Consider the following 14,639-nt stretch of genomic DNA (forward strand, 5'->3'; position numbering starts at 1 on the left):
CGGGCCGGCGTCACGCGCACGCCGGCCGCGCATCGCAACCCGCGCGGCTGGCAGGAAAATTCAGGCGCCGCGCTGCGCCGCGTGCGGCTCGACGATGTGCCCGGCGTCGAGCGTCACCGTGGTCGCGCAGCGGCGCGCAAGTTCAGCATCGTGCGTGACGAGCACGAGCGTTGCGCCGTGCGTGCGGTTCAGTTCGAACATCAGGTCGATGACCGCATGCCCCGTCGCCGCATCGAGGCTGCCGGTCGGCTCGTCGGCAAACAGGATCGCCGGGCGCGTGACGAACGCGCGCGCGAGCGCGACGCGCTGCTGCTCGCCGCCCGACAGCAGCTTCGGATAATGCGCGGTGCGTTCGCCGAGACCGACCTGCACGAGCAGCGCCCGCGCGCGATCGGCCGCCTCGCGCGCGCTGATGCCGCCCCGCAGTTCGAGCGGCAGCATCACGTTTTCGAGCGCCGTCAGGTGCGGCATCAACTGGAACGACTGGAACACGAACCCGACGGCACCGTTGCGCAGCGCGGCGCGCTCGTCCTCGTCGAGCTGGTCGAGCGCGCGGCCGAGCAGGCGAACCGTGCCGCTCGTCGCACTGTCCAACCCTGCAAGCAGGCCGAGCAGCGTCGACTTGCCCGACCCCGACGCACCGACGATCGCGAGGCTGCTGCCCGGCCGCACGGCGAGCGTGATGCCGTCGAGGATCGTCAGCTCGCCCGTTGCGTCGGCGACCCGCTTGCACACGTCATGGACTTCGATGATCGGATCGGTAATCTTGAACATGGACACGACATTTCGCTGGAAAAGACGCGCGGCGCTCGCCGCGCTGCTGGGCACCCTGCTGACCGCAACCGCGCCCGCACGCGCCGTGACGGCGCCGGCCCCGACATCGGGCCAGCCGGTGATCGTCGTGCTCGGCGACAGCCTGTCGGCCGAATACGGGCTGCCGCGCGACACGGGCTGGGTTGCATTGCTGCGACAGCGGCTCACGAACGAGCGAATCGATTATAGCGTCGCGAACGCCAGCGTCAGCGGCGACACCACGAGCGGCGGCCGCGCGCGGCTGCCTGCGGTGCTGCAGCGGCTCAAGCCTTCGATCGTCGTCGTCGAACTCGGCTCGAACGATGCGCTGCGCGGCGTGCCGCTCGCGACGACCGAGCAGAACCTGCGCGACATCATCGCCGGCGCACGGCGTGCACAGGCGAAGGTCGTGCTGGTCGGCATGTACGTGCCGCCCAATTACGGCCCCGACTACACGCAGAAGTTCCACGCCGTCTATACGCGGCTGTCGAAGGATCTCGGCGTACCGCTCGTGCCGTTCCTGCTGGCCGGCATCGAGAACAGGCCCGAGATGTTCCAGGCCGACCAGATGCATCCCGCGCAGCAGGCGCAGGGCATTCTGCTCGACAACGTGTGGCCGGCACTGAAGCCGCTGCTCGGCAAGCCGCGCGGTTGACCTGACGACTCGCCGCCACCGGAAAACAAAAAGCCCCGCTCGAAGCGGGGCTTTTTGTTGCATGCGAAACGATGCTCAGTTGTCGCCGTCCTGCGACTGGCTGGTCGTCGTCCCGTACAGCTTCACCTTCGATCGATCGCGCAGCGCGGCGAGATACGCTTCGCCTTCGCTTTGCGCGTCGACCTGCGCCATCTGCTGCTGCGCGGCCGCCAGTTGCTGCGGATCGACGGCCGTACCCGGGATCACCGCGTTCACGCGGTAGATCGCGTAGCCGTCCGCGCCGAGATCGACGCCGACGTAAGCCGGCAGCGTCTTCGCATCGACCTTGTAGACGGCGCTCAGCGCGGCCGGCGTCAGGCCCTGAGATTGCGTGCGCGACACCTTCTGCGCTGCCGCGAACCCGTCGGTCGACTTCGACTTCTGCAGCTCGGCGAGCTTCGCCGCACCGTCCTTCTGCGCGAGTGCCGCGGCCTGCTCGGCGACGACCTTCTGGCGCACGACGTCCTTGATCGCATCGAGCGCGGGCACGGCAGCCGGCTTGTAGTCGGTCACGCGCGCCGAGATCAGCGTGTTGTTGCCGACGTCGATCGCCTGCGTGTTGTTCTGGTTCTTCACCGAGTCGTTCGCGAACACGGCGGCCAGGAACTTCGGATTGTTCAGCGGGCTCGTCGGCGGCAGCTGCGGATTCGGCGTCGGCGTGACGGTGGCCGTCTGGATCGTCAGCTTGTACTTGTCCGCGGCCGGCTGCAGCGTCTTCGCCTTTTCGTAGACGGTCGACGTGAAGCCTTCCGCGTTGTCCGTGAACGCCTTCGATGCGTACTGCTGCTTCAGGTCGATCGCGATCCGGTCCTTCACTTCCGCGAACGGCTTGACGGCCGCCGGCTTCACTTCGGTCGCCTTCAGGATGTGGAAGCCGAGATCCGACTGCACGACACCGCTCACGTCGCCCTGCTTGAGCGCGAACGCGGCATCGTCGAACGCCTTGCCGCCCGCCGTCGAGCCGCGCGTGATGAAGCCGAGGTCGCCGCCCTTCGCCGCCGACGGCGCGTCCTGCGAGCTCTTCTGCGCGATCTGCGCGAACTGGTCCGGATGCGCCTTCACGTCGGCGAGCAGTTGCTCGGCCTTCGCCTTCGCTGCGGCCTTGTCGGCCGCGCTTGCGCTGCTCGCCGCGGCGATGAAGATGTGGCTCACGCGAACCTGCGCTTCGGTGCGGAAGTGCGTCGGGTTGTCGTCGTAGAACTTCTTGATGTCCGCATCGGTCGGCTGGGCGCTTGCAGCGGCCGCGGCCGGCGAATAGACGAGGTACTGGATCGTCGCGGTCTCGGGCGTCGCGAAGCCCTGCTTGTGCGCGTCGTAGTACGCGGCGAGCTGCGCGTCAGTCGGCTGGACCTTCGATGCGTAGTCGCTCGTCTTCAGCACGAGCGCCTGCACGTCGCGTTGCTGCGCGGCGAGTTCGGACAGGCGTTGCGCGAGGCTCTTCGGCGTGAACGCGCTCGACACGATGCTGGCCGGAATCTGCTGCAGTGCGAGGCTGTAGCGCACGCGCTCCTGATACTGCTCGGGCGTCATCCCCTGGAACGACAGCAGTTGCGCGTAACGCTCGACGTCGATCGAACCGTCGGGCTTCTTCAGCGACGCGATCATCGGGTCGCTCATCAGCGCATCGCGCACCGCATTGTCGGACGCGGTCAGGTGCAAACGCTGCGTTTCATCGGCCAGCACACGTTGCTGGATCAGGCCGTCGAGCACCTGCTTGCGATGCTCGGGCGTATCGAACATCTTGATGTCGAACTGCCCGCCGAGCGCCTGACGCGCCTGGTCGATCTGCTGGCGAAACGCGCCGTCGAATTCGACCCGCGTGATCTTGTGCCCGTTGACCGCTGCGGCGTTCGCACTGTCGTCGAAGAAGCCGCGGAAGCCTTGGATCCCGACGAAACCCAGCCCCGGCAATACGATCAGGAGCAGGAGCGCCATCATCAGGCGCTGGTGATTACGGAAGAAATCGAGCATGCGTGACGGGAAAATTGGACAAAACGACCGATATTACAACATACGGGGTGGGACGGGAGAAAAGCAGCGGCGCAGGCGCGCTTGCCCCGCTCCGCAGTCACGCGCCCGCCAGTGTGCGCAATCGGAAACGCAAATGAAAAAGCCCGCACAAGGCGGGCTTTTTCATTTTCTGGCGGAGCGGACGGGACTCGAACCCGCGACCCCCGGCGTGACAGGCCGGTATTCTAACCGACTGAACTACCGCTCCTTGGTCTGGCTGAATCAGGAAACTGGTGGGTGCTGAGGGGTTCGAACCCCCGACCTACGCCTTGTAAGGGCGCCGCTCTACCAGCTGAGCTAAGCACCCGTTCCCGATTCGTTCTGGCTGCGATCTGCGTTTCCGCATCAACAACCAGCGAGCCCGCAAGTTTAATTCATCCCCGATCATTTTGCCAAGCCCGGACGCGAATTTTTTTCTGCCGCACCCGTTCGCGATTCCGTGTGCACATAAAAAAACCCGCGGACACGCCGCGGGTTTCGTGAACAACCGTCAGGAAGGACGGCGTTCAGGGTCTCAGTGCTTGACGACTTCCGTCGAGCCGGCATCCTTCGCCGCCTCGCCGACCGGCGCTGCTGCCTTCGCTTCTTCTTCCGGCGGCAGCGGAGTCGGCGAACGCTCGAGCGCGAGTTCCAGCACCTTGTCGATCCAGCGGACCGGCACGATCTCGATCGCATTCTTCACGTTGTCCGGAATGTCCGCGAGATCCTTCACGTTCTCTTCCGGAATCAGCACGAGCTTGATGCCGCCGCGATGCGCTGCCAGCAGCTTTTCCTTCAGCCCGCCGATCGGCAGCACTTCGCCACGCAACGTGATTTCGCCCGTCATCGCGACATCGGCACGCACGGGGATACCCGTCAGCACCGACACCAGCGCGGTCGTCATCGCACCACCGGCGGACGGACCGTCCTTCGGCGTCGCGCCTTCCGGCACGTGAATGTGGATGTCCTGCTTCTCGAACGCTTCGTCCTTGATGCCCAGACGGCGCGAACGCGAGCGCACGACCGAACGCGCAGCCTCGACCGACTCCTTCATCACGTCGCCGAGCGAACCCGTGCGGATCACGTTGCCCTTGCCCGGCATCACCGCGGCTTCGATCGTCAGCAGGTCGCCGCCGACTTCCGTCCACGCGAGGCCCGTCACCTGGCCGACCTGGTTTTCCTTCGCCGCGAGGCCGAAGTCGTACTTGCGCACGCCGAGGAACGTATCGAGATTCTCGCCATCGACCTTGATCGCGCCCGATGCCTTCTTCAGCAGCAGCATCTTCACGACCTTGCGGCAGATCTTCGACACTTCCCGCTCGAGCGAACGCACACCGGCTTCGCGCGTGTAGTAGCGGATGATGTCGCGGATCGCCTGCTCGGTGACGTCGACCTCGCCTTCCTTCAGCCCGTTGTTCTTCTTCTGCTTCGGCAGCAGGTAACGCTGCGCGATGCTGACCTTCTCGTCTTCCGTGTAGCCCGACAGACGGATCACTTCCATCCGGTCGAGCAGCGGCGGCGGGATGTTCAGCGAGTTCGACGTCGCGACGAACATCACGTCCGACAGGTCGAAGTCGACCTCGATGTAGTGGTCGGCGAACGTATGGTTTTGTTCGGGATCGAGCACTTCGAGCAGCGCCGACGACGGATCGCCGCGGAAATCCATGCCCATCTTGTCGACTTCGTCGAGCAGGAAGAGCGGATTGCGCACGCCGACCTTCGTGAGGCTCTGCAGGATCTTGCCCGGCATCGAACCGATATACGTACGGCGATGGCCGCGGATCTCGGCTTCGTCACGCACGCCGCCGAGCGCCATCCGGACGAACTTGCGGTTCGTCGCACGGGCGATCGACTGGCCGAGCGAGGTCTTGCCGACGCCCGGGGGCCCGACGAGGCACAGGATCGGCGCCTTGACCTTGTCGACGCGCTGTTGCACCGCGAGATACTCGAGAATGCGTTCCTTGACCTTCTCGAGGCCGAAGTGATCCTCGTCGAGCACCTGCTCGGCGTTCGACAGGTCGTTGTTGACCTTGCTCTTCTTGCGCCACGGCAGGCCGATCAGCGTGTCGATGTAGTTGCGCACGACGGTCGCTTCCGCGGACATCGGCGACATCAGCTTCAGCTTCTTCAGCTCGGCATCGGCCTTCTTCTTGGCTTCCTTCGGCATGCGCGCGGCGTTGATGCGCTTCTCGAGTTCCTCGAGATCGGCACCCTCTTCGCCTTCGCCCAGTTCCTTCTGGATCGCCTTGACCTGCTCGTTCAGGTAGTACTCGCGCTGGCTCTTTTCCATCTGGCGCTTCACGCGCCCGCGGATGCGCTTTTCGACCTGCAGGATGTCGATCTCGGCTTCGAGCTGCGCGAGCAGGTGCTCGAGGCGCTCGATGACCGGGAACATCTCGAGGATGTGCTGCTTCTGGTCGAGCTTCAGCGGCAGGCGCTCGGCGATCATGTCGGCGAGGCGACCTGCTTCGTCGATGCCCGACAGCGACGTAAGGATCTCCGGCGGGATCTTCTTGTTCAGCTTCACGTACTGGTCGAACTGCGACACGATCGCGCGGCGCAGCGCTTCCGTTTCGGCGCTGTCGGCATGATCCGGCTCGAGCGGCATCACGTCGCAGGAGAACTGCGTCTCCTGTTCTTCGATCGACAGCGCCTTCGCACGCTGCAGGCCTTCGACGAGCACCTTCACGGTGCCGTCCGGCAGCTTCAGCATCTGCAGGATGTTGGCGATACAACCGACCTCGTACATGTCCTTTTCGGTCGGTTCGTCCTTGGCCGCGGTTTTCTGGGCGACGAGCATGATGTGCTTGCCGCCTTCCATCGCTGCTTCGAGGGCCTTGATCGATTTCGGCCGGCCCACGAAGAGCGGAATCACCATGTGCGGGAAAACGACGACATCCCGCAGCGGCAGCAGCGGGAGCGTGATGCGTTCCGGCGGGAGAAGTTGGGTGCCTGACATTTCATTTCCCCATGAGTGGAATCAATTGTTCGGTAATTGAGGCCGCCACAACGAATTGCAAGCCTTCAAGTGCGGGAAATATTCGGTAAGAAAGTAACCACCGCGTGTCGAGTCAGAGTTACCCACAAGATAAACGAAAAAAAGCCGCCCACGGTCTCATGAACGGCCTTTTTCGCAGAACATCGTCGGCAAGCCGGTCAGTTCGAACCCGCCACCTTCGGCGTGTCCTCGTAGATCAGCAAAGGCTTGCCGTCCCCATCGATGACGTTCTCGTCGATGATGACCTTGCTGACCCCTTTCATCGTCGGCAGCTCGTACATCACGTCGAGCAACGCCTGTTCGATGATCGAACGCAAGCCGCGCGCGCCGGTCTTGCGGCGGATCGCCTTGCGGGCGACTGCCTGCAGTGCGCCCGGCCGGATCTCCAGCTCGACGCGCTCCATCGCGAACAGCTTGTGATACTGCTTGACGAGCGCGTTCTTCGGCTCGACCAGGATCTTCATCAGCGCGGCTTCATCGAGCTTGCCGAGCGTCGCGACCACCGGCAGACGGCCGATCAATTCGGGGATCAGACCGAATTTGATCAGGTCTTCCGGTTCCGTTTCGCGCAGCACTTCGCCCGCGTCGCGCTCCTGCTTGCTCTTGACCGTCGCGCCGAAGCCGATGCCGGTTTTCTCGGTGCGATCGGTGATCACCTTTTCGAGACCGTCGAACGCGCCGCCGCAGATGAACAGGATGTTGGTCGTGTCGACCTGGATGAAATCCTGGTTCGGGTGCTTGCGGCCGCCCTGCGGCGGCACCGACGCCATCGTGCCCTCGACGAGCTTCAGCAGCGCCTGCTGGACGCCCTCGCCCGACACGTCGCGCGTGATCGACGGGTTGTCCGACTTGCGGCTGATCTTGTCGATTTCGTCGATGTAGACGATCCCGCGCTGGGCCTTGTCGACCTCGTAGTTGCAGTTCTGCAACAGCTTCTGGATGATGTTCTCGACGTCCTCGCCGACGTAGCCGGCTTCGGTCAGCGTCGTCGCATCGGCGATCACGAACGGCACGTTGAGCAACCGCGCGAGCGTCTGCGCGAGCAGCGTCTTGCCGGAGCCCGTCGGGCCGATCAGCAGGATGTTGCTCTTCGACAATTCGACGTCGTCCTTCTTGTCGAGATGCTTCAGGCGCTTGTAGTGGTTGTACACGGCCACCGCGAGGATCTTCTTCGCGCGCTCCTGGCCGATCACGTACTGATCGAGGATGTCGCGAATTTCCTGCGGGCTCGGCAGATCCGACCGGGACAGGCTGGCCTCGACGCCGGCGGCAGCCGCCTCGTCGCGAATGATCTCGTTGCAGAGGTCGATACATTCATCGCAGATGAACACCGACGGGCCCGCGATGAGTTTTTTCACCTCATGCTGGCTTTTCCCGCAAAACGAGCAATACAACAGCTTCTCGCTGTTCGAACCTTTTTTGTCCGCCATGAATGTAGAGCCTCCGGACAGGTAAATGACATGATACGCCGAATGCTCCGAACGCCGCGCCTAGGGCGCGACCGGAGCCGGCCGGATGCGCTTGCCGCAGAGGCTCGGGGCGTGCGGAACATCGCAGGGGCGCCGCGCGAATCGGGGCGGCACCCCACTTAAAAGTTTACGGGCGCTTCAGCAGCACCTGGTCGATCAACCCGTACGCCTTCGCGTCTTCGCTCGACATGAAGTTATCACGGTCGGTGTCGCGCGCGATGCGCTCGACGTCCTGGCCCGTGTGCTGCGCGAGCAACTGGTTCAGCCGCTCCTTCAGGTAGAGGATTTCGCGCGCCTGGATCTCGATGTCGGATGCCTGGCCGCGTGCGCCGCCGAGCGGCTGGTGGATCATCACGCGCGAGTTCGGCAGCGCGAAGCGCTTGCCCTTCGCGCCCGACGCGAGCAGGAACGCGCCCATGCTGGCCGCGAGGCCCATGCACAGCGTCGATACGTCCGGCTTGATGAACTGCATCGTGTCGTAGATCGCCATGCCGGCCGACACCGACCCGCCCGGGCTGTTGATGTACAGGCTGATGTCCTTGTCGGGATTCTCGCTTTCGAGGAACAGCAGCTGCGCGACCACGAGGTTGGCGGTCTGGTCGTTCACTTCGCCGACCATGAACACCAGGCGCTCCTTCAGGAGACGCGAGTAGATATCGTACGAACGCTCGCCGCGGCCGCTCGTTTCAACGACGATCGGCACCAGCCCCAGTGCTTGCGCCTCGAAACCCTGCGGCGCGTTCGAAGCAAGCATGTCCAGCAATTCAGCGCGAGTGATCATTCAATGAACCTTGTTCGAATGGAAAATTGAACGGAGGGAAGCCGCCCGCTCAATCGCCATATTAATGGCAACCGTGCGCTTGACGTAAAAACGGCGTGCGGGCCGTCGCTCCGACAGCCGGCACGCCGCTAGAGCGACACTTACGCTTGCGCCGATGCGCTCGCGAGTGCCTCGAAGCTCACTTCCTTGTCCGTCACCTTTGCCTTGCCCAGCACGAAATCGACGACGTTGCTTTCAACGACGAACGCTTCCATCTCGGCGAGGCGCTGCTGGTTGGAATAATACCAGCGGACCACTTCCTTCGGGTCTTCGTAGCTCTTCGCGAACTCGTCGACTTCCGCGCGGATCTGTTCCGGCTTCGCTTCGAGGCTGTTCGACTTCACGAGCTCGGCCAGAACCAGGCCCAGCTTCACGCGACGCTCGGCCTGCTCGGCGAACATCTCGGCCGGGATCGGTGCGTCCTTCGCGTTCGGCACGCCGCGCTGCGCCAGATCCTGGCGAGCCATTTCGACGAGACGTTGCTGGTCCTGCTCGATCAGCGACTTCGGCACGTCGAGTTCGGAAATCTTCAGCAGCGCGTCCATCACCTGGTTCTTGACGATAGACTGCGTGCGGCGCTTCGCTTCACGCTCGAGGTTTTCCTTGATCTCGGCGCGCATCTTCGTGAGATCGCCGTCTTCGATACCGAGCGACTTCGCGAATTCGGCATCGATTTCCGGCAGGTGCGGCCATTCGATCTTCTTCATCGTGACCGTGAATTGCGCGGTCTTGCCCGCGACGTCGGCACCGTGGTAGTCGTCCGGGAACTTCAGGTCGAACGTGCGCGATTCGCCGGCCTTCAGGCCCAGCGCCGCGGTTTCGAATTCCGGCAGCATGCGGCCTTCGCCGAGCACGAACGGGAAATCTTCGGCCGTGCCGCCCTGGAACGCGACGTCGTCGATCTTGCCGACGAAGTCGACCGTCACGCGGTCGCCGTTCTTCGCTGCGGTGTCCGCACCGCCGTCGCCGTGCTCGCCGGCTTCGCCGCGTGCGTGGTAGTGCACGCGCTGCTTGCGCAGGATGTCCAGCGTGCGGTCGATTTCGGCGTCGCCGATCGACGTCGTCGAGCGCTCGACTTCAGCCGTCGCCAGATCGCCGATCTTCACTTCCGGGTAGACCTCGAACGTCGCGTCGAACGCGTATGCATCTTCGGCTTGCTCCTGCTTCGGCTCGAAGCTCGGCTGGCCGGCGACGCGCAGGTTTTCCGCGCGGCTGATCGTGAAGAACTCCTGGCCGATCTTGTCGCTCAGCACTTCCGCCTCGACCTGGCCCGCGTACTGCTGCGCGACCATCTTCAGCGGCACCTTGCCCGGGCGGAAACCCGGCATGCGCACGTTCTTCGCGAGTTTCTGGATACGGGCGTCGATTTCCTTCTGCACGGTGTCTTTCGGCAGGGAAATCGTCACGCGGCGTTCAAGCTTGCCGAGGTTCTCAACAACGTTAGCCATGGCTTCAATCGTCCTAAAATTATTCGAGCGAATCGGGTTTTCCTTGCCGTGCCTGCCTGCGGCGTGAAGTGAGGGTCACGTTCACACGCCGCGCCGGAGCGCCACGCCATCCCTGCACGCGCCGGATGGCTAGCGCAAGCGGCTCGGAGCACGGCTTTGGCCGGAAGAATCGACTATTCTAGCAAACAATTTTCCTCGCACCGCCAGTTCGGCGCGACGCGCATGCGTCTGCGCCATGTCGGCAGCCCCTTGCACGGCAATGCACGCGGATCGCCGCTATGCCGTACGCCGTATCCAACGCGGGCCCGCCATCCTGTAAGCTCCAATTGAGGGTGCGCCGCCGTCGCGGCCCCTGCCATTCTTCACACCAATCACGCCTTCCGGAGACACCATGCCGCAACACCCGTCCGCGCCTGTCGTCGTCATCGCGCCCGATTCGTTCAAAGGCTCGCTTTCCGCCGAGCAGGTCGCGGACGCGATCGCCACCGGCATCCGCCGCGCCCGCCCCGACGCGGTCGTGCGCTGCTGCCCGATGGCCGACGGCGGCGAAGGCACGCTCGACGCGATGCTGGCAGGCGGCGGCACGCGGCGCTCGCTGCGGGTGGCCGGCGCGTCGCTCGCGGCACGCGACGCGGCGGTCGGCGTGATCGATGCGCGCACCGCGATCATCGAGACGGCCGAGATCGTCGGCATTACCGACCCGGTCGGCATGAGCGTGCCGGTCGACGCGCGCAGCACGCGCGGGATGGGCGACGCGATCCGCACGCTGCTCGACGACGGCGTGCGCCGCTTCTTCGTCGCGCTCGGCGGCAGCAGCACCAACGATGCGGGTGCCGGGCTGCTCGCGGGCCTCGGCCTGCAATGCTTCGACGCGGCAGGCCAGCCGGTCGAGCCCGTGCCGTCGCGGCTCGCCGACATCGCGCGCCTCGACGCGTCGGGACTCGACCCGCGCCTGAAGGAAACGGAATTCGTCGGCATGTCCGACGTCGACAACCCGCTGACGGGCGCGCACGGCGCGACCGCCGTATTCGGCCCGCAAAAAGGCGTGACGTCCGCGCAGGTTGCAACCCTCGACGCGGCGCTCGGCCATTTCGCCGACCTGCTCGAAGCCGCGCTCGACCGACGCGCTCGCGACCTGCCCGGCGCCGGCGCCGCGGGCGGCCTCGGTTTCGCGCTGCACATGCTCGGCGCGCAGTTCGAAGCCGGCGCCGAAGTGGTCGCGCGGCAAGTCGGGCTCGATGCGGCGCTCGCCGGCGCCGACTGGCTGATCACCGGCGAAGGCCGCTCCGACGTGCAGACGCTGCACGGCAAGGCGCCGTTCATCGCGTGCCGGCACGCACAGGCCGCAGGCGTGCCCGCGTCGCTGCTGTCGGGCGCGGTCGACCCGGCCGCGCTGCCGCGCCTGTCCGAACATTTTTCCGGCTGCTTCTCGCCGGCTCCCGGGCCGATCACGCTCGACGTCGCGATCCGCGACGCGGCGAACCTGCTCGCGAACGAAGCGGAGCAATTGACACGCCTGAAGTATGGCGCACACTGACCGTTGACCCGAGCGCGCGATACAGGAACAATCGGGCCCGCCCTTTTTCTTCAGGATTCGACATGAAAGGCCGTCAAACCGGGCTCGATCAGTTTCTGACCTATCGCCTCCATGCACTCACGAAGCGATCCGACCGCGGGATCGGCGAGGTGTACCGGCACAAGCTCGACATCTCGCTGCCCGAGGCACGCGTGATCGCCGCCGTCGGCGCGTTCGGTCCGTTCTCGATCATGGATCTTGCGCGCCACACCAATCTCGACAAGAGCCAGGCGAGTCGCGCGGCCGAAGCGCTGCTGCGCCAGGGGCTGCTCGAGCGCAGCGCGAGCGACGAGGATGGCCGGATCGTGCTGATCGCGCTGACCGCCGACGGCCGCGCGCTGCATCGCAAGATCATGCCGATCGTGCGCAAGTGGAACGACGGGTTGCTCGCGTGCCTGTCCGACAGCGAACGCCAGACGTTCGAGCGGCTGCTCGACAAGGTCGTTGCGCACGCAATCGAGCGGGACGACTGAGCCTGGCGGGCTCGGCATCGGCAGACGATCGAGCCCTGCCGGCGGCATCGATCCGACGAATTCGACGGGCCGCCCGGGCCGCGTAACCAGCGACCGGGCGGCCCGTTTTGCATCATGCGGCGACACCCGCCAAGGAGCGCGCTTCGCCGCGTTGCCCGCGACCGCGACCGCGAATCCATCAGCCTCGCAGACGCTACAGCCCGCTGTTGGCCGCGCGCTGGCGCAGCAGCCCGAGCACCGCGTCGCAATACGGGGTCGGCACATCGAGCTTGCGCCCGAGCTCAGGAAACACGCCGAGGATCGGCCCGATCTCGAGCGGACGCCCCGCTTCGAAATCCTGCAGCATCGACGTCCTGAACGCGCCGAGCTTGCGCGTGACCGCGATCCGTTCGGGCCCGCTCATCCCCGTCGACAAGCCGAGCTTCGCGCCGATCGCGGTCGCCTCCTCCATCATCCGCAGCGCGAGATCCTGCGTGAACGGGTCGTCGAGCAACTGCTCGGCCGTCGACCCCGTCAGCGCGCTCAGCGGATTCATGTTCATGTTGCCCCACAGCTTCGTCCAGATCTCGGTCCGGATCGCGGGCGTCGACTCGACGTCGAACCCGCCCGCCGCGAGCGCCGCGGCGAATCGTGCGGCGGCCGAATCGAGCCGCGGATCGGGTGCGCCGACAATCAGCCGGTTGCCGCGCCCGCGCCGCACGACGCCCGGCGCGTCGGTGCTCGACGACAGGTGCACGACGCAGCCGATCGCCTGCGCGGGCGGCAGCGCCGCCGACACCGCGCCGGCCGGATCGACCGCGTCGAGCGGCACGTTGTCGATCGGCCCTTCGAGCCCATGCGTGAACCACCACGGCAGCCCGTTCATCGCCGCGACGATCACGGTGTCCGGCCCGACCAGCGGCGCAAGGTGCGCGGCCAGCGCCGGCAGCGCCTGCGCCTTCAGCGCAATCACCACGTAGTCCTGCACGCCGAGCGCGGCCGCATCGTCGCTCGCGCGCACCGGCACCGACGATGTGACGCCCGCCTCGTCGATCACGCGCACGCCGTGCGCGTTCAGCGCGTCGAGCGTCGCGCCGCGTGCATATGCGCTCACGGTCATGCCGGCCCGCGACAGTGCGGCCGCAAGCAATCCGCCGATCGCGCCGACACCGACCACCGCCGCGCGCACCGACCCTGAATTCGTGTCGTTCATGATGGAATTCCGTCTCCCGGGAGCTGACGAGCATAACGCTCAATGGTTGCGGACACAACCATTAGGGCGGGAGCGTGCCACGTGCGCGCGTTCGAGCGATTCAGCGCGGCTCGCCGCCCGCTTCCACCGGTTCGTCGTCGGTCGCGCCGCCCGTCGCGCCGAGCACGTCCGCGATCTGGCTCTTGTCGTGCATGCCGAGCCTGCGGTACGCACAGCACAGGTAGCGGCGCACGGTCGTCGGCGAAATCGCCATCTGTTGCGCGATCCATGACGATCCGGACACACTGACGATCTCGCTGCACCAGGACCGCTGCTTCCCGCCCGGCTACAGCGGCGCGGACGATCGCGGCGAAGGCGCGGGTATCGGTGCGAGCCTGAACGTGCCGCTGCTCGCGGGCAGCGGCGACGACGCATATCGCTACGCATTCGAGCGGATCGTACTGCCGGCGCTGGAGCGTTTCCGGCCCGAGCTGATCGTCGTTGCGAGCGGCCTCGACGCGAGCGCGGTCGATCCGCTCGCGCGCATGCAGCTGCATACCGACAGCTACCGGTTCATGACGCGCGCGGTGAAAGATGCCGCGCAGCGCCATTGCGGCGGGCGGCTCGTGATCGTTCACGAAGGCGGCTATTCGGAGGCGTACGTGCCGTTCTGCGGGCTCGCGATCGTCGAGGAGCTCGCCGGCATTCGCACCGACGTCGCCGATCCGATGCTCGACCTCGCGATCGCGCAGCAGCCGGGCGAGCGGTTCGTCGCGTTCCAGCGCGAGTTGCTCGACGAACTGGCTGCGTCGTTCGGGTTGTAACTTGTAACGCTCGGGAATGAACATAACGGGGCCGGCATGCGCCGGCCCTTGCGCGATCCGTGCGGATGGGGTTTCCTGTGCTTTTACCCCTGTTTCGGCCCGAGGCCGCACTCTTCCGATGAAATCGTCCCCGCGCGATAACGACGACAACGCCAAAACGCGCCGCCAGCCTTCGAAGCTGGTGCTGAACATCGCCGCCGTGGCGGTCGGCCTCATCACGTTCGCGATCGGCGCGGCGTGGGTGATCTATAGCTGGATCGTCGATCGCGAAGCGCAGTATTTCGCGATCCCGCTGGTGTTCTCGGTGCCGGTGATCGTGGCGGTCGCAATCCGGAGCTTCTGGGAGTAGATCCGCCAGAAACGACAAAGCGCTGCGGTCAGCCGA

General features: G+C 65.5%; 11 protein-coding genes, 2 tRNA genes and 2 pseudogenes. 5 read left to right on the forward strand and 10 right to left on the reverse strand.

Going from position 1 to position 14,639, the window contains the following annotated elements:
• Positions 1-60: 60 nt before the first annotated feature.
• On the reverse strand, positions 61-774 hold the full coding sequence (locus FPJ27_RS28940) for an ABC transporter ATP-binding protein (protein WP_072437152.1): 714 nt from the start codon (positions 772-774) through the stop codon (positions 61-63).
• Here FPJ27_RS28940 and FPJ27_RS28945 point away from each other — a divergent pair.
• The gene (locus FPJ27_RS28945; RefSeq protein WP_204423599.1) at positions 773-1,447 is read left to right on the forward strand and encodes an arylesterase; all 675 of its coding nucleotides are present in this window, start codon (positions 773-775) and stop codon (positions 1,445-1,447) included. The genes FPJ27_RS28940 and FPJ27_RS28945 overlap by 2 nt on opposite strands.
• 75 nt (positions 1,448-1,522) lie before the next feature.
• On the opposite strand, the gene FPJ27_RS28950 is transcribed toward FPJ27_RS28945, so the two are convergent.
• The 7 genes from FPJ27_RS28950 to tig form a co-directional block, all read right to left on the reverse strand.
• Complete coding sequence (locus FPJ27_RS28950; protein ID WP_204423601.1) at positions 1,523-3,457, reverse strand: SurA N-terminal domain-containing protein; 1,935 nt, start codon at positions 3,455-3,457, stop codon at positions 1,523-1,525.
• 170 nt (positions 3,458-3,627) lie between these two features.
• Positions 3,628-3,704, reverse strand: a tRNA-Asp gene (locus FPJ27_RS28955).
• Positions 3,705-3,727: 23 nt separating this feature from the next.
• A tRNA-Val gene (locus FPJ27_RS28960) sits at positions 3,728-3,803 on the reverse strand.
• Positions 3,804-4,010: 207 nt separating this feature from the next.
• Entirely contained in the window at positions 4,011-6,434 is a 2,424-nt protein-coding gene (lon, locus tag FPJ27_RS28965) for an endopeptidase La (RefSeq protein WP_072437149.1), read from the reverse strand.
• 197 nt (positions 6,435-6,631) lie between these two features.
• Complete coding sequence (gene clpX, locus FPJ27_RS28970; protein ID WP_006489345.1) at positions 6,632-7,903, reverse strand: ATP-dependent Clp protease ATP-binding subunit ClpX; 1,272 nt, start codon at positions 7,901-7,903, stop codon at positions 6,632-6,634.
• Positions 7,904-8,069: 166 nt separating this feature from the next.
• Complete coding sequence (gene clpP, locus FPJ27_RS28975) at positions 8,070-8,723, reverse strand: ATP-dependent Clp endopeptidase proteolytic subunit ClpP (RefSeq protein WP_010092137.1); 654 nt, start codon at positions 8,721-8,723, stop codon at positions 8,070-8,072.
• Between the two features lie 140 nt (positions 8,724-8,863).
• Positions 8,864-10,210 (reverse strand): trigger factor, encoded by a 1,347-nt coding sequence (tig, locus tag FPJ27_RS28980; protein WP_204423602.1) that lies wholly within the window; start codon positions 10,208-10,210, stop codon positions 8,864-8,866.
• A gap of 391 nt (positions 10,211-10,601) precedes the next feature.
• Between tig and FPJ27_RS28985 the strand changes: the two genes are divergently transcribed.
• A complete protein-coding gene (locus FPJ27_RS28985; RefSeq protein WP_204423603.1) occupies positions 10,602-11,747 on the forward strand; it encodes a glycerate kinase in 1,146 nt (381 codons plus the stop codon).
• Between the two features lie 62 nt (positions 11,748-11,809).
• A complete protein-coding gene (locus FPJ27_RS28990; RefSeq protein ID WP_072437146.1) occupies positions 11,810-12,259 on the forward strand; it encodes a MarR family transcriptional regulator in 450 nt (149 codons plus the stop codon).
• Between the two features lie 193 nt (positions 12,260-12,452).
• On the opposite strand, the gene FPJ27_RS28995 is transcribed toward FPJ27_RS28990, so the two are convergent.
• On the reverse strand, positions 12,453-13,451 hold the full coding sequence (locus FPJ27_RS28995) for a 2-dehydropantoate 2-reductase (RefSeq protein WP_204423605.1): 999 nt from the start codon (positions 13,449-13,451) through the stop codon (positions 12,453-12,455).
• Positions 13,452-13,551: 100 nt separating this feature from the next.
• Positions 13,552-13,716: pseudogene (locus tag FPJ27_RS29000) on the reverse strand (LuxR C-terminal-related transcriptional regulator); the annotation flags it as partial.
• A 1-nt stretch (position 13,717) separates the two neighbouring features.
• On the opposite strand from FPJ27_RS29000, the pseudogene FPJ27_RS29005 reads away from it, so the two are divergent.
• Positions 13,718-14,254: pseudogene (locus tag FPJ27_RS29005) on the forward strand (class II histone deacetylase); the annotation flags it as partial.
• A gap of 118 nt (positions 14,255-14,372) precedes the next feature.
• Positions 14,373-14,603 (forward strand): hypothetical protein, encoded by a 231-nt coding sequence (locus FPJ27_RS29010; protein WP_072437144.1) that lies wholly within the window; start codon positions 14,373-14,375, stop codon positions 14,601-14,603.
• The last annotated feature ends 36 nt before the right edge of the window (positions 14,604-14,639 follow it).

It is taken from the genome of Burkholderia sp. MS455 (assembly GCF_016899445.1).
Lineage (GTDB): Bacteria > Pseudomonadota > Gammaproteobacteria > Burkholderiales > Burkholderiaceae > Burkholderia > Burkholderia pyrrocinia_C.